The sequence below is a fragment of the Paenibacillus polymyxa genome, from assembly GCF_015710975.1.
GTDB lineage: Bacteria > Bacillota > Bacilli > Paenibacillales > Paenibacillaceae > Paenibacillus > Paenibacillus polymyxa.
In genome coordinates this window covers 2,058,417-2,075,021 of sequence record NZ_CP049783.1, presented here as the reverse complement: position 1 = coordinate 2,075,021, position 16,605 = coordinate 2,058,417, and the positions used below count along the sequence as shown (strand labels likewise).

The following is a 16,605-nucleotide window of genomic DNA, read 5'->3' as shown; positions in this document are numbered from 1 at the left end:
AAAACCGGGAGGTTTGGCCGATGAAAGTTTAAGGTTGCACTTCAACCAGGGGACGGACAACCTACTCCCGGTGGTTTCTTATCTTGCATTTGCATAATTTATGAATATCATTGCGGTTCTGTTCATTAAGATTGCTTCGTTAGGGCCTGAGCCAGTAAAGACGCATAGGCTTTAGCGCCTTTAGGTTTTAAATGTACTCCATCATGCTCAAAATATGAGTTTTTACCGGAGCTTGCTGCATACCAGTCAATCATTGTAATTCGTGGGTCTTGGGATGCAGCTTCAGCAAGATGCTTGTTCACAATGCTCTCCCAAGGCCGAGGTACACGGGTATTCACAAGTATAATATGCTTTGTATCCTTCAGACTGGCGAGCAGATTGGATAGCTGGTCCTTGGTAAAAGCGCCGTTCGTACCCAGCTCAATAATAACCGTCTTGCCCAGCTGTCCGTTCTGTCTCAGTTGCTCCAGTACGGCAGGCGCTTCCGCCATTTGGCGGCCGATCCGTCCATCCACAACAGCCCCTGGGAAGGATTCCTGAATGTACGACTGTACATCGAGCATGACAGAGTCTCCAATGGCAGTCACACTAGAGCCATCGCCTGTCATAGGCTTAGCTTGTTGGGATGTGGTCGAAGGTTCCATCTGTGTCGTAACGCCATCCGTAGTACCAGCCTTGACTGCCGTATTTTTAGGCGTCTGGGCTTGGGACGAAGCCTTGCTGTCCTTGACTCCTTGCGGCTTGGTGGCTGTAGGCTCCTTGGAAGCTACGGACACCGTTCCATGAAGCGGCGGCATCGCCTTTGCCTTGGCAATTGGCTGCTCATCACTAGATGCTGCCTGCAACGTTGCGTCAGGAGATACCACGTACAGGTGAACGGTACCCACACCAATACCTATACAAAGCATTGCTGTTGCGGTTGTAGAGATCCATCTCCACCGCATCTGCCGACGAACCGCTGAACGAATTCCTGCAATCCAGTGCCGGAATCCATCATGCCGAATCGGTTCCTCGATATATTTAAACGAGAGAGACGCCAGCAGTATGGTAGCCAGCAATTGTATAACGATACGCATCACATGCACACCATCGGTATCCACCTGAGGTGTCGTTAGCGTGATAACTGGAAAATGCCATAGATACAGTCCGTAGGAACGGGCGCCGATCCAGCGCAGCGGCTTGCGTCCAAGCAGGCGACCGAGATGGCTCACCGGGTGTGCCAATGCTGCAACCACAATAGCAGTGACCACCGCAATCCCCAGCAAGCCGCCGCGGTACAGAGCTGGGTCATATTCATTCGAGGCCCACGCCCAGTGGCATAGCAGCAGCAAGCTGATTGCACCGACGCCATCTAGAAGCAAGCGCGCCTTCGCCGAAGCATGCTCTTTCAGCTTGCCGCTTGGCCATACCAAGGCCAGCGCCGCACCAATCAGTAGAGCGAAGCCGCGTGTGTCCGTGCCATAATATACCCGGCTCGGATCGCTTCCCGGTACGTAAATCACGGCCATCAGGAGCGCGGATATTAACGCCAGACAAATCACCCATCCGGCCAGTACAATACGCTTGGGCATGTACTTCAGCCCAAGCGCCAGTAGTAAAGGCCACAGGATATAAAACTGTTCCTCCACCGCCAGCGACCACAGATGCCCAAGCGGAGAAGGAGGACCGAAACTTTCAAAATACGAAACCTGATGGAAAATAAACCACCAATTGCTCATATACACCAATGCGGCAGGTACATCTCCGCGCAAGGCCGTAAGCCGTGACGGATCGAAGAGCAACGAGCACAGGACAATGACAGCCACCACCGTCAGCATGGCAGGCAGCAATCTTCTGGCACGACGCACCCAGAAATCTTTCATTTTAAAACTATGATATGTATCCCACTGACTGACTAGAATATCTGTAATCAAATACCCCGACAAAGTAAAAAAAACGCCTACACCCAACAAACCACCCGGTAACCAATCCGGATTCAAATGATACACAATGACTGCGATGACCGCCAGTGCTCTTAATCCATCCAAACCTGGCATATAACGACGTTGTGGCGACAACCGATTAGACTTCATTTCAGCCGCCGTCCTTCTTGCAAATTCGAACTCTCTGTCTGTTTCAATGCTCTTCTGCCCTTTCCCTCTCCTGCACATCGTCTGTGCGATGCCCTGTAGCCTTTTCATTCATTATATAAAACTTCATAATCGTAATGATTTCATTGAAGTTAAAATTAATGACAATGTTTTTATTATATCATTCCTTTCCACAGTTAGGTAACCACTGATAGATATACAAAAAAAGGTATCTCTTACCTTAGGAAGAAAATACCTTTTTTTTAATTCGTGTCTATTAAAATTTGATGATCCCTGAAGTATGAAGGAAGACCAACAACATCAGGATCGGTGCAACATACCGAAGGCCGAACAACCATACACGGAACCAGAAAGGCTTGAGATTGGCATGCTCGCCAGCAGTTTTCCAGTAGTACCCTGTGAATATAACTATCAGTAAGCCGCCCAATGGCAAGAAGATGTTGGACGCTGTGAAGTCAACAAAGTCAAAGAAAGATTTGTCGCCCACCTTTAACTCTGGAACCAACCCCATCGACAATGCAGAAGGGACACCCAGCAACAGACACAGGATCGATACGATGACAACCGAGCGTACCCGGCCCCAACGGAACCGCTCCATAACATAAGCTACGGGTACCTCCAGCAGGGATACCATAGAGCCTAATGCTGCAACCGCCAGCAATACGAAGAACAAACCGCCGAAGAAAGCTCCGAAAGGCATGGCAGAGAATGCAGCCGGTAAAGCAATAAAGACCAAAGACGGTCCTTGGGCAGGGTTAATACCAAAGGAGAAGGTTGTAGGGAAAATGATCATACCTGCGATAAACGCATAGATTAAATCCCCGCCACCCACTGCCAGCATAGCTCCCCCCAGCGATTGTCGACGATCTACATAAGCACCATATGTGACCATGATCCCCATCCCCAGTGAGAGGGAGAAGAAGGCATGTCCCAAAGCAACCAATGCAGATTCTATACTTAACTTAGAAAAGTCAGGATTCAAAAAGAAGGATACACCCGCACCAGAACCTGGCAGCATGAGAGCGTTAATCATCAGCACGAGCAACAGGATGACCTTAGCAGGAATCAAAATTTTATTGAACTTTTCAATTCCGTTCGATACCCCAAGGGTAACCACGACTGCTGTAAATGCAAAAACAATTAACAACCATACCAACGGTGCATAGCCGGAGGAAAATGAAGCAAACTGACCAGCAAAATCATTATTCGAAAACAGACTTCCGCTAAATGCCTCTACGGCATAATGCAGTGTCCATCCTCCTACAATGGCATAGAACGACAAAATAACAAACGGCACGATAACAAACATAATGCTCATCTTGCCCCAAATTGGATGTCCGCCTACTTTCACCATTGCAGAGGCAGCACTTCCTCGACCTGCACGACCAAGCGCAAGCTCTGCTAAAAGCACAGGCAAACCAACAAGCAACAAGCAGACAATAAACAACAAGAAAAATGCAGCTCCGCCATATTGTCCGGTAATATACGGAAATTTCCAGATGTTGCCTAGTCCTGCCGCACTCCCGATCGCTGCCAAAATGAATCCAGCCGACGAGAAGCGTTCATTCTTATCAGACAGGTTATTCTGCCCCTTGCCCAAATTCATGGTATCCCCCTCATTCTCTCTACTTACGCATAAACTTGAGCATGCGTACATAAATAATTTTTTCTCATTATAGCGTAAGTAGGATGCGAGGTCATGCATAATTTTTCACTATTTCCGGATTTATTTTCATAATGTTCGGGATCTACACAATACAACAAAAAACTACATTTTTTCTTCAGTATCCTTCTTTATAAAGGTCTCTCCCATACGATTGGATACTTTTTGATAAATATACGAAATGGCCAGCAATACAACCCCAAAGGAGAAATAGGCTACAATCGTACTTCCCGACGTTAATAGGTGTAGATCGTACAATAGCAGCTTACCTGTAGCTAGCAGAGTCAAGCCCAACCCAAATCGGCGGATGTAGACCACTCGCTTGAGGAAGCCGTATACAATATACAAAATAGCCAACAGGAGATACACCAGACTGAACACAAGACCTGCGTCTCCCAGGTGGAACTGAACTCCGAGAAAGGCGGTAATGATGCCCAACAAATATACACCCATAATGACCGGATATAGCTCATTACTTCTATAATGTCGCGTCATCAGTGCGTTTAGGAAGTCCTTGCTGCTGAAGAATACCAGTACATTAAAGGCTGCCAGTACAATTAACGCCACATAATCAGCAGCCGTATTCTGCGCATAATCCTCATGCAAGGTTGGAATCGCTACGGTTACCACCAATGCCAGCGCGTAGCCTATGACGTACAATGCCAAGCTATAATATTTAATCACCCGATCGTACAACAGCTTCACTTTAGGCAGGAAATAAGCTAACACCAGGGATACGCAGGTGAACAACAATACCTTGTACAAGGTGTAATGTGCAAACTCATCGGATACGACGATGTTATACCAATGCCCAGCTTCGTACAAAAGATAGAGGTACACGTTCACCAAAGCTACATACTTAAATCCTTGCATGATATGCATTTCGTACAAACGATTGTTTTTGAAAGCATTCGGACGACTATATTCAATCGCATAGAAGACAGTAACGATCAACATTCCCAGTGTAATGAGCGTATATTTGAGCCCAAAATAATCTGTCTCAAAGCCTGACAACAGATATATAGGGAAATCAATGAAAAAGAATGCGCCCAGACACAATCCTAGAATGCCCCATCCTGCACGCTCCAATTCTTTCAAGCGATAGCGATGTCCATACAATGTAAGAAGCACAGCCTCGATTAACCAGCCCATGGACAACCATCTGACTCCAAACTGGAACGGAATCATGAGAATGGCAAAGGTCAATGATGTCGTATAAAACAGTATTTTGGTTTGTTTCTCCTCTGGAATATATCGCCGAACCCATTGGCCCAAGCCCCCATACACCAAGCAAAAGACGAGTGCCAGTAATCCTTTGTAATCATCCAGACCTGCATCGCCGAACAGAGAATACAGAACGGAACAGCTCACAACTGTATTCAGAGCCAACAAGGAGAAATCCAGCCATGATAGTTTTGTTTTGAGTCGGAACGGCACCCACAGTGTCATCCCGAGATACATCGCAAATGTAATGATTGCATATAGCATGCTGGCTATATTGCTTTCTGATAACCACGCGAGTACAACCATTAATGGGGTATTGAGCAGAAAGCTGATATATTGCACGATGACCCACCGTTTGCGGAAGGATACAAGCAGGATCAGCAGGTTCAGCAAGAATAGATAGCCCATCGCGATATACACGGCGTTTCCTTCCAGCCCGTTTGCTGCCATATAGGAGAACAACGGAAGATATCCCCCTACTAAACCGAAGGAACATATCGTTCGAGATTCATATCTTAAGGACAACAGCACAGCGGTCACCGTAACTAGAACGGACAAGCCTATACCTGTATACATTCCTATGATTTCTAGCAAAAAGTAGCTATAAAAAATGGACCCGTACAGTACAGAAATACCGCCGCCCAAGATACCGAGCGCAAAGGTCTGCTTCTGCTTGCGATACAACCACTCGCCGCCGCCCAGCATCAGCGCTCCTAGCAAAAAGAACGCAACGCCCTTCATATTCCCTGTAAACCAGTTTGAGTATGAGTATTTAAAAGCGGCTCCCACACCCAAGATAATGAGCAAAATCCCCAGCTTGTTAATCCAGTTCAATCCCAGCATCATTTCAAACTGATTCTGCTTCATGCGCTTCTGCATCGTTTCTTCGCTGATCTCTTCTTCCCCGAGCTGATGAAGCTCATTTCCCGTCTGATGAAGCAATTTGCGCTCTGCCTCCTGAAACCGCCTGCGTTGCTCCATGATCCGGTCACGAATCTCCTCCGAGAACAGTCTCAGTCTAGCGACGATCTCGTCCTGATCCTCTTTAAGCTCATGAGTGGTTTGCTGAATAAGCTGGTCCACCCGGTTTTTAGCCCCATATTCAATGGATGTCAGCCGGTTTTCCCCTTCTGCGGTTCTGGAAGCAAAATAGGTCTCCAGCTTTTCCCGCGAAATGCGAATCATATTCGCCTTTTCGCTCAACATCTGCTCCGTCAGTGCAGTACGCAGCTTTCCATTTTCCTGCTCAATATGTCGTACCCGCTCTTCCAAGTGAATGCAGCGAGCCTGATAATCCTCGAACTTTTTTCGCAGAACCTCGTTTTCCAAAATGATATCTGAAGCTTCGTAATCTGCGATTAATGTTTGATACTCCTTGAGCAGCTTGTTCTGTTCTTGGCGGATCGTATGTAAACGATCTTTAAAATCCTCCATGTTCCCCTCCATCGCTGTCGTTTTGGTAATCATTACATTTTACATGAAATTAAAATAGCATTATAGAGACTATAGCCCATTTTGAACGCTGAATTAAGGCTATTACTTAAATATTCTTCCAGTTTCATTATCACAGATGAAGTAGAATGGAAATACATAAGAAATAAAGCCTACCTTTCCCCTTCGCAAACATGAAATCGAAATTGAAAGGAGAAATATACATGTATTCAGTAAGTGGTACTATAGCTTTGATCGCAAGCATGTCCATGTTTTGGATTTTATACGTTCTAAGAGTCAGCCATTCTGTAGGTTACAATGATGCTTTTCACTTGTTTCCACTTATCTTAATCGCATTGTGTATTTATTTTTATTGGAAAGATCATGTTGAAAAAAGGAAGTAATCCAGTGTACTGACTCATGCCCTTGATTAACCTGCCAAAAATTCGTATACTTACAAAAAAGCAAACGACATTGTGCCTGTGAAGAGCATCCAACTCGGAGGCGTTTACGCCAAGGATTATACGTTAGTGTACGATATGGCGATATGTTCCTAAGTAGACCGGACCCGCCCGTTAAAGCGGAGCAAAGTGGATTGGAGAGTATGACTTCTGTCATGCTGTCCGGTCAATTTGGGTGGCACCGCGAGATCAAAGCGCTCCTCGTCCCATGTGGATGAGGGCGCTTTTTGTATTTTTATCCGAAAAGGAGTGCGGTGTCATGTTAGATATCAAGTGGATTAGAGAGCATCAAGAGCAGGTTCAGAGAGCGGCAGACGACAAAAGAATACAAGTATCGGTCGCAGAGCTGTTAACCCTGGATGATCGGAGAAAGCAGCTGCTTCGGGAAGTGGAGCAGCTTCGCCAGATGCGTAATCAGTGTAGTCAGGATATTGGGGCGCTAATTCAGGCCGGGAAAAATGAACAGGCGGATGAGGCTAAGCGGCAGGTCAAAGAAATTAACGGACGGCTAGATCTTCTGGAAGCCCCGCAACAGGAACTAGAGCAACAGTTTCAACAGCTCTTGCTTCTAATGCCTAATATCGTATCCCCGGATACGCCGCGAGGCCAGTCGGATCAAGATAATATAGAACTGGAACGGGTCGGAACGATACCTGACTTTGGATTTGAACCCAAGGATCATATGATGCTCGGCCAGCTTCACAACCTGATCGATGTGCCTCGCGGTGTCAAAACAGCCGGTACCCGTAACTATTATCTGACGGGAGCTGGGGTCGCGTTGCACCGGGCTGTACAGCAGCTTGCTGTTGATCTGCTGAGCGAACGAGGATTTCAGCTGCTGGACGTACCATTAATGGTACGCTCTGAGGCAATGCGCAGCACTGGCTTTTTCCCGCTTGGACTGGATCAGACGTACCGTATCGCTGGAGAAGATCAATGGCTTGTAGGCACCTCGGAAGTTCCGCTGGTCTCGTATTACAGCGGTGAGATTATGGACGTTACAGACCCGATTCGGCTGGCGGCGGTATCCGTATGCTTCCGCAACGAGGTTGGCTCGGCCGGAAGGGACGTGCACGGACTGTATCGTGTGCACCAGTTTGCCAAGGTGGAGCAGGTCATCATCTGCGAAGCGAGTCTGGAAGCTTCAGAGCAGATGTTTCAGGAGATTACGCGCAATGCGGAAGATCTGCTTCAACTGCTGGAGCTCCCCTACCGTAAGATGGCTGTCTGTACAGGCGACATGTCGCAAAAAACCTACAAGCAGGTGGACATTGAGACATGGATGCCTAGCAGACAGGCTTACGGCGAAACACACTCGTCGTCCCAGTTGCTTGATTTTCAGGCGCGTCGTTCCAACATCCGGTACCGTAATGCGGACGGCAAGCTACAATATTGTTACACACTTAACAATACAGCGGTCGCTTCGCCTCGGATCTTGATCCCGTTGCTAGAGCATCACCAACAGGAGGACGGTTCGATCCGCATTCCAGAAGCTTTACGCCAGTATATGCCGCAGCATATAGAATTTTTGCGTCCTCCCATGTCATGAAAATATGGGCACACTTTGAAGAAGCGTAGAGCCAATGAGTAGGATTTCCTCATAGTCATAAACACAAAAAAGACGAAGGACAACCATCCTTCGCCTTTTTTTAATGTCTCACTGCGCTTCTGCTTCCCATGCACTAGCAGGGCCAAAAAATTCATAGTGGATATCCGATGCAGGGATATTCCACTCTTTCAACTGGCCGTATACCGATTGCATGAATCCCACAGGGCCACAAAAATAATACTGAGCGTTACGTTCCGGTATCACGGATTGCAGCCAGGCCAGATCCAGATGTCCTTCCTTATGAAAGGCCTGAGCTAGACGATCCTGCTCGGTTGGTCTGCTGTAGCACCACCGAACAGCCGCCTGTGCATGTGTGGCGACTAGTTCTTCCACCTCATTACGCAGAGCATGGTTATCTCCGCTGACTGCTGCGTGGACAAAAGTGACGGGCCGATTCGGAGCAGTTTCCACCAGGGAAGCCAGCATGCTGACCATCGGGGTGAGCCCGACTCCACCACTGATTAATACAACAGGTCTGCGATCTGTCCGATCCAGGGTAAAGTCACCCGCCGGTGCAGATACCAATAGTACATCGCCCTCCTGCACGTGCTCATGCAGATACACAGATACCTTGCCCGCTGGACGAGACCCTACAGCATCCTCTCGTTTTACGGATATCCGGTAGTAAGGTTTTCCTGGTGCACTAGAAAGGCTATATTGACGGATATGAGTATTATGTTCACCCGGAATCTCCATCTTCAAGCTGATATATTGCCCAGGCTCGAATGCAGGCAGCACCTGTCCATCCTGCGGCACCAGGTAAAAGGACGTAATTCGCTCGCTTTCCTTAACCTTTTTCTGTACAACAAAGTTCTTAAAGTCTGACCAACCTCCCTGCTGCTGTTCAGCCTCCTTGTACATTTCAGCTTCCACATCTATAAATACATTCGCAATCACACCATAGGCTTCGGCCCATGCATTAATGATCTCATCCGTTGCTGCATCCCCCAGCACGTCTTTGATCGCAGCTAGCAGATATTTTCCGACGATCGGATAATGCTCTGGCTTAATCCCCAAACTACGATGCTTATGTGCAATCTGGCGTACCACCGGAAGAATTTCCTCCAGACGGTCAATGTGCTGTGCGGCCGCATATACAGCATTGGCCAGCGCCCCCTGTTGACGTCCTTGCTTCTGATTCGCATGATTAAATATATTGAGAAGCTCGGGATGGGCCTCAAACATCATCTGATAAAAACGCTTGGTGATTGTAGTTCCGTGTACCTCCAAAACAGGTACAGTCGATTTGATCGTTGCAATGGTTTGCTCACTTAGCATTGTTGTATCCCTCTTTTCTCCAAAATAATGATGAACAAAAGGCGTTACAACATAGCTCCCTTTTGTTAACCTTCAATTAAAGCAAGTATACCCACATAAAGTAACCGTTTATGTGATTCCAGTCACTTTAAATTTGAAATAATGTGAACGTGTCAATGACAAAACGCACAATTATATACATTCCTGGTGTAGATAATAGGACATCCACAAGTAGGCAAAGAGACGCTTCTTTTAACTCAGCCGACCAACATTCCCATTTTCATTCAGTACCGATTCCAATTTATGATTCTAAAGACTTCAATTTATTCCACTTGTAAACGCTTCCAATTAAGATAAAATCAAAGGTGAGGTGCCGGACAAGCCCTTCTGGCCCATCCTATCCGTGTTAAAGGAGGCAGATGATATCGTGAAGTGGATCAACAACAGCAAATGGTTAGCCCCATGGATTTGTATTATAATCGCAGTGGTCGGTGCAGGCCTTCAACCTGATGCAGTACATGCCAATACAACAGGCGTTACGCAAGCAACCTATGGGAGCGAGATGAACCCATCGCTGAATGGTTTGGACGCCGCTAATGCAGAACTGTCCTTGAGTGCAACAGCAAGCACAGCCATTACGAATGGAACGGATTGGAAGGACACCGCAGGAAACCCGATTCAGGCGAACAGCGGCAATATCCTAAAAGTAGGTTCCACTTATTATTGGTACGGCGAGCACGCTGAGAACTGGAAATTTGAAAAAGTGAACGTATATACCTCAACCGATCTGAAAAATTGGTCTTTCCGCAGTAGTATTCTCACCAAAGATTCCGCCCCTGAGTTGAATTCAAGCAAAATTGAGCGGCCTAAAGTCATTTACAACAAATCTACCGGAAAATATGTACTATGGGCACACTATGAAAATGGCACAGACTACTCACTCGGTCGCGTAGCTGTTGCTACCAGCGATACGCCTGACGGGAATTTCACCTATCAAGGCAGCTTCCGCCCGCTGAATTATGAGTCCCGTGATATGACGGTGTTTACGGATACCGACGGTAGCGGTTACCTCATTACAGCTTCACGTAAAAATGGCGGCGCCAACGATACGATGGCGATCTTCAAGCTGACAGCCGATTATACAGGCGTGCAGTCATTCGTTGGCTGGATTTTTGAAAATGGTTATCGTGAAGCGCCTGCTGTTGTGAAAAAGAACAACACCTACTACCTGTTCACCTCGCAGGCATCCGGCTGGTATCCGAATCAGGGTGCTTATGCAACCGCCAGCTCCATGACTGGAAGCTGGTCTGCTTTGTCGCCTTTCGGTGATCCGGCGGCTTACGGCTCGCAAATCCATTCCATCGCCACAATTACAGGCAGCGCAGGAACCAGCTACATCTATATGGGCGACCGCTGGAACCCGCTCAATCTGAGCGATCACAAATTCATCTGGTTGCCATTGACCCTGAATGACTCCAATAAAACGGCTACTCTAAACTGGTACAGTAGCTGGGATATGGATGCTGCTACAGGCACAGTCATCCTGCCATCCCTTGTGAATCACGCGCAAGGCAAAACAGCTACTGCCAGTTCAGCCGCATCTGCTTCCCCGGCTTCACTGGCGAACGATGGCAATCCCCAAACCTCATGGAAGGCTACATCTGCATCCTGGCCTGCTTGGTGGCAGGTGGATTTGGGCAGTACCAAGACGATTAACGAAGTGGATATTTCATGGTTTATGTACAAAGGATCTGAGGCATATTACAAGTATAAGATCGAATATAGTACGGATGGCGTTCATTATTCCACCATTGACCGTACGAGCAATACTGCATACGGCTTTACCAGTGACAAAGTTAATTTTCAAGCCCGTTACGTAAGAATTAATCTTGTAAATGCAGTGCTATTTAATAATCCGAACAACTGGTATACTCCGACGGTGCATGAAGTGAGATTGCTTGGCAATTAATTTGCTTCATTAAAAAGAACATGGCAGGAGAGTGCCCACATCAGTTAGGCCTTCTTCTGCCATGCTTGTGCTTTACCATCCGTTTCTTACTCACTGGCTCAACGCATCCGATTCACTGTGGTGAACACAAATTTATCATACCGATGGCGCGAGAATGAGTATTCAAATGGTATCCCCGTATCCAGATAACCCACTTGCTCAATTTCCAAGATTGGGTCATCTGCTGCACAATCCAGATGCTCCCGATCCAGTTCCGTCGACTTGGATGCCCGGATGGTACGATGTGAACCGACAATATTAAGGCCCAGCTCCTCCTTAATATGTTTGTACACCGAGCCATACAACACTTCCTCGGTAATACCGCTAATCAGCTTCGTTGGCATGTACGTGCGCTCGATAACATAGGGTTCGCCCTCCACAACACGCAGACGGATCACATGATATACAGGAGAATTGACGTCAATAAACAGATGAGTCGCTACTTCCTCGGATGGAAATTGAACGTCAAAGGCTATGATTTTACTTTTGATTTCTTTCCCGCGCAGTACGTTGGTCAGCCCCAGCATTTCATTTACAACGACATTAACCGGGCCATTGTAGACCGATTTAACGATAAAGGTTCCGTGTCCTCTTTTACGATTCAGCAGTCCGTCCATCACCAATGTGTCCAATGCCCTCTTAATCGTCATTCGACTTACACGAAACTCTTTTGCCAATGAGATCTCATCAGGGATGGGATCATCACTGCAGTAGGTCTTATTCATAATACGCTCTTTGACCTCTTGTGCAATCCGCTCGTATTTGTTCATCTGTCTACCACCTGTACTAAAAATTGTTTTATGTCAGCATTTTACCAAAATATCGGTAGCGCTGGTTTTTCTGTTCTGCAGGCGGGACGTTAAGGTATGACGGTATAGTAAGTATACCGAACATTATACTTTCTCACCAGCGGTATACAGCACAGCTTCCTTTCAGCAATGAAGAAAAAAAGGCGGTCCAAAGGACCACCCCCCACCTTACCTTAGAATCCGTTATTTTCGATCACTTGTTTGAACCAGTACCCACTCTGCTTAACGGATCTTTTACCCTCGTTCTGAAGATCCACGGATACAAAGCCGTAACGATTCTTATATGCGTTCGTCCAGGACCAGTTGTCCATAAACGTCCATAAGTGATAGCCTTTCACATTGGACCCTTCTGAGATAGCTCGTTGGACCCATTTGAGATGCTCACGGATAAAATCAATACGATAATCATCGCAGATCATACCCTGCTCATCTCTGAATTTTTCTTCACCTTGTACGCCCATTCCGTTTTCTGAAATGAAGCATTCAATGTTGCCGTAATTTTCTCTGACATTGGTCAGAATGTCGTAAATGCCCTTCTCATAAATCTCCCAGCCTCGCATCTCATTCATCTTACGACCAGGCATGGCATAATAATCGAAGAATCGTTCCGGCACAAAAGGTGCGTCTGGATTTGGGAGACTTTCGCGAGCCTTGACTCTGCGCGGCTGATAATAGTTAATCCCCAGCAGGTCTACAGTACCCTGGCGTATAATTTCCCGATCTCCATCTTCCATGCTCGGTACAAATCCCTCTTGGCGTAACAGCTCCACAAGCAAAGGGTTAAATTCTCCCGTCACAGATGGGTCTAAAAAGGAACGGTTAAAGAACGCGTCGCATATTTCAGCAGCCTGCACGTCTGCCGGATGCTGACTACGCGGATAGCTCGGCGTCAGGTTCAAAATAATACCGATTTTGCCCTTATAGCCGCCTTCTCTGTAAGCCTTAATGGCACTGGCGCTCGATAACAGGGTATGATATCCCACCTGTACAGCTTTACCGAAATCCACTTCATTGGGATAGTGGAAATCGTATAGATAGCCGCCTTCCACCGGGACAATTGGCTCGTTATGCGTAAACCATTTGGCTACACGATCCCCGAACAACTCAAAGCAAGTGTTCGCGTAATCCACGTAAGCTTCGACCGTCTCGCGGTTTACCCAGCCTCCTTTTTCCTGTAAAGCCATCGGCAAATCAAAATGATACAGATTCACAAACGGCTCAATGCCCACCTGGTGCAACTCTTCAATGACGGAATTATAAAATTGAACCGCCTGCTGGTTTATTTCACCTTTCCCTGCCGGAAACAGGCGTGACCAGGAGATAGAGAACCGGAAAGAGTTGTGGCCAAGCTCTTTCATGAGTGCAATATCTTCTTTATAACGGGTATAGAAACGGGATGTATCAGCAGGACCGACCCCGTCATAGAAACGGTTCGGCTCCTGCTCAAACCAATAATCCCAAATGTTCGGTCCTTTGCCGTCTCCCTCCACAGTTCCTTCTGTCTGGGTAGCCGAAGCTGAGGAACCCCACCAGAAGTCAGTCGGAAAACGGTATTGAATGGCTTGCTGCTCTATATCTTTCATTTCGGTATGATTCACAGCTCTACTCCTCTCTCTTTTGCAAAGAACAAGTCCACTACACTAGCAGCTCATTCATGTTACATTCCAACAGTTTGATCCTTACCTGCAACGGCTGCTTGTTTAAGCTCCTCTTCCTGCTCCTTACGAACGTTCATCCGATCAATAATTTTCAGGAACGGGAACCAGATGACAAAGACGACAGCCATATTAAACAACTGCAGTATGCCTCCCATTAGAGAACCCGTAGCCATCATTCCACTAAAGAACAACGGCATCGTCCAAGGAACCTGTATCCCGTTGGGCGGCGGTACAATCCCCGTAGTCATGGCAAAGTAAGTAATCAGCGTAACGATCATTGGAGAAATGACCCACGGAACAAAAATAAGCGGATTCATCACAATCGGCAGACCGAATATGACGGGTTCGTTGACATTAAACAGACCTGGTCCAAGGGCCAGCTTACTGACCTGCTTCAATTGCTTACTCTTCAGGAAGATCAGAATCGAAAGCACGACAGCCAATGTCATACCTGTACCACCGATACCTACTGTATAAATATCCACAAACTGCTTGGTGATAATATGCGGCAGTTCCGCTCCTTTGGAGTACGCTTCATAGTTTTCAAGTGCCAGTGTATTCCAGATTGGGTCCATAACTGAGTTGATAATAATCTGACCATGAAGCCCAAAGAACCATAAAAGCTGAACAAAGAAAATAGCAATTAATGTAGGTATAATACCACTGCCCAAATGCACCAGCGGTGCCTGTACGGCATGATAAATCAGATCATGCAGGTTATTGTGAAGGGTCAGTGTAACTACAACATTAATGATCAAAAATATGCCCAATGTGATACATGCCGGAAGCAAAGCGGCAAACGATTTGGCAACGGCTGGCGGAACACCTGGAGGCATTTTAATGACAAAATTTCGCTGTGTCACCCTCCGGTATATCTCAGCCGCGATAAAGGCGACGATCATACCAAGGAACATGCCTTTGGCACCAATCCGGTCCACCGGAATGACACCAGCAATCGTGGCACCGCTTTCTTGTGTCAGTACAAAAGGGGTGAGCATTAAGAAACTGGCCAACGCGATCATACCGCCGAATATGGGCTCGACCTTATAACTTCGAGATAGATAATAACCAATCCCGACGATGACAAATAAGGTCATAATATTCAGTGTGGCATTAGGCGCAATGTTCAGCAGACTGCTAAAAGTCGCATAATTGCCGTCGCCCATCCACCCTTTTAGAAACGGCAGATTAATAATAACTACAATAATGGAGCCAAAAACTGTTAATGGAAATGACAGCATGAATGCATCACGCAGTACAGTAAGATAGCGGTTGTTGTTCAGTTTACCGGCAATAGGTATCAGTATCCGGCTTAATTTTTCAAACAAAGCCTATTCCTCCCCGCGAAGTGACTTGCATCAATAGGGTTGCAAGCATTTCATGTCCCAAAATTCACAAATTTACAGGTCCAGCTATAAACTTCTGGATTTGAACAGCTCCAGCAGCTCTTGAACCAAATCCTTCATGGTAGCCGTGGACATCAAATGATCCTCGGCATGCATTAGAAGGAGCGAGAAGGGAGTTTGGGTTCCTCCCGCTTCCTTCTTAACCATTTGAAAATGGATATCATGCGCGGCACGTAAATCCTGCTTGGCTTGTTTGAGCAAATCGTCCGCACCTTCTACATTTTCATTTCTGTATTCAGTCAGCGCCTGAATCACTTTGCTGCGAGCGCTTCCACTATGCAAAATAAGTTGGAAACTAATTTGTTCTTCCGTCAGATCAGCTATATTAACTTTATCCATTTTTACGTTCCACCAGTTTCACAGCCTGTTCGTAGGCTTTCTTACCGTCAACCATTCCGTAGGCCATCATGTCAATCACTTCTACATGAATACCATATTGGGCTGCTTCCTTTTCCAGCTGTCCTTTAAGAAAACTCATTTGCGGGCCGATCAATACAGCGTCAGCCTTAGCCATGTCCTCTGCGGCTTGATCTTGACCTACTGCCCAAATTTCAGCCTCGTCTCCAATGGACTTAGCATAATCCTGCATCTTAGTAACCAGCAAACTTGTAGACATACCTGAGCTGCACGCCAGTAAAATTTTCTTCATGATTGTTCCTTCCCTTCAAGGTCTGATTGGATGATAACTACTAGAAAACGTTTACAGCGTAATTATAAATCCGCTTTTTGAATTTGTCTATACATTTAACATATATGTATAGACTTTTTTTAAAATGACACATTTTCTTCTTTTTTTTTGAAAGTGAACTGATCCCTCATCTTTAATCTCTCAATAATAATCGATTTTCACTATAAGAGATTCTGCCAATGATATGTTATTCGATTCTGTAAATTGTTAACATGAGCTACGGAATAGGCTTGATAGCCCCTCCGTAGCCAAAGAATAGCTGAGGTCAGAAGAGATGAGTAGAGACGAGATGAACAAGCAT

Annotated in this window: 12 protein-coding genes; 3 read left to right on the top strand and 9 right to left on the bottom strand. The window is 46.4% G+C overall.

From position 1 onward, the window contains the following. Nucleotides 1-125 precede the first annotated feature (125 nt). From G7035_RS09360 to G7035_RS09350, 3 genes are all read right to left on the bottom strand, one after another. A complete protein-coding gene (locus tag G7035_RS09360) occupies nucleotides 126-2,072 on the bottom strand; it encodes an acyltransferase family protein (RefSeq protein WP_029515273.1) in 1,947 nt (648 codons plus the stop codon). A gap of 274 nt (nucleotides 2,073-2,346) precedes the next feature. After that, nucleotides 2,347-3,696: a sodium-dependent transporter gene (locus tag G7035_RS09355; protein ID WP_016822637.1), complete on the bottom strand. Its 1,350-nt coding sequence runs from the start codon at nucleotides 3,694-3,696 to the stop codon at nucleotides 2,347-2,349. A 162-nt stretch (nucleotides 3,697-3,858) separates the two neighbouring features. Further along, complete coding sequence (locus tag G7035_RS09350) at nucleotides 3,859-6,411, bottom strand: DUF2339 domain-containing protein (RefSeq protein WP_019688975.1); 2,553 nt, start codon at nucleotides 6,409-6,411, stop codon at nucleotides 3,859-3,861. Between the two features lie 544 nt (nucleotides 6,412-6,955). On the opposite strand from G7035_RS09350, the gene G7035_RS27660 reads away from it, so the two are divergent. Then, a complete protein-coding gene (locus G7035_RS27660; protein ID WP_260148909.1) occupies nucleotides 6,956-7,087 on the top strand; it encodes a hypothetical protein in 132 nt (43 codons plus the stop codon). Between the two features lie 41 nt (nucleotides 7,088-7,128). After that, nucleotides 7,129-8,418 (top strand): serine--tRNA ligase, encoded by a 1,290-nt coding sequence (gene serS, locus G7035_RS09345; RefSeq protein WP_019688976.1) that lies wholly within the window; start codon nucleotides 7,129-7,131, stop codon nucleotides 8,416-8,418. Between the two features lie 108 nt (nucleotides 8,419-8,526). Here the strand turns inward: serS and hmpA are convergent, their stop codons facing one another. Next, nucleotides 8,527-9,756: an NO-inducible flavohemoprotein gene (gene hmpA / locus G7035_RS09340; RefSeq protein ID WP_019688977.1), complete on the bottom strand. Its 1,230-nt coding sequence runs from the start codon at nucleotides 9,754-9,756 to the stop codon at nucleotides 8,527-8,529. Between the two features lie 406 nt (nucleotides 9,757-10,162). Here hmpA and G7035_RS09335 point away from each other — a divergent pair, with 406 nt between their 5' ends. Then, a complete protein-coding gene (locus G7035_RS09335; protein ID WP_019688978.1) occupies nucleotides 10,163-11,704 on the top strand; it encodes a family 43 glycosylhydrolase in 1,542 nt (513 codons plus the stop codon). A 98-nt stretch (nucleotides 11,705-11,802) separates the two neighbouring features. Here G7035_RS09335 and G7035_RS09330 read toward each other — a convergent pair whose 3' ends face one another. The 5 genes from G7035_RS09330 to G7035_RS09310 all read right to left on the bottom strand — a co-directional run bounded on the left by G7035_RS09330 (nucleotide 11,803) and on the right by G7035_RS09310 (nucleotide 16,265). After that, nucleotides 11,803-12,513 (bottom strand): GntR family transcriptional regulator, encoded by a 711-nt coding sequence (locus G7035_RS09330; protein WP_016822631.1) that lies wholly within the window; start codon nucleotides 12,511-12,513, stop codon nucleotides 11,803-11,805. Between the two features lie 212 nt (nucleotides 12,514-12,725). Beyond that, complete coding sequence (locus G7035_RS09325; protein ID WP_026065363.1) at nucleotides 12,726-14,135, bottom strand: glycoside hydrolase family 1 protein; 1,410 nt, start codon at nucleotides 14,133-14,135, stop codon at nucleotides 12,726-12,728. Between the two features lie 74 nt (nucleotides 14,136-14,209). Then, nucleotides 14,210-15,538 carry a PTS cellobiose transporter subunit IIC gene (celB, locus tag G7035_RS09320; RefSeq protein ID WP_016822629.1) on the bottom strand — a complete coding sequence of 443 codons (1,329 nt, stop codon included), beginning with the start codon at nucleotides 15,536-15,538 and terminating at the stop codon, nucleotides 14,210-14,212. Between the two features lie 84 nt (nucleotides 15,539-15,622). Then, nucleotides 15,623-15,955 (bottom strand): PTS sugar transporter subunit IIA, encoded by a 333-nt coding sequence (locus G7035_RS09315; protein WP_016822628.1) that lies wholly within the window; start codon nucleotides 15,953-15,955, stop codon nucleotides 15,623-15,625. Further along, nucleotides 15,948-16,265 carry a PTS sugar transporter subunit IIB gene (locus tag G7035_RS09310; RefSeq protein ID WP_013312603.1) on the bottom strand — a complete coding sequence of 106 codons (318 nt, stop codon included), beginning with the start codon at nucleotides 16,263-16,265 and terminating at the stop codon, nucleotides 15,948-15,950. The genes G7035_RS09315 and G7035_RS09310 overlap by 8 nt, the downstream gene beginning before the upstream one ends. Between the last annotated feature and the right edge of the window lie 340 nt (nucleotides 16,266-16,605).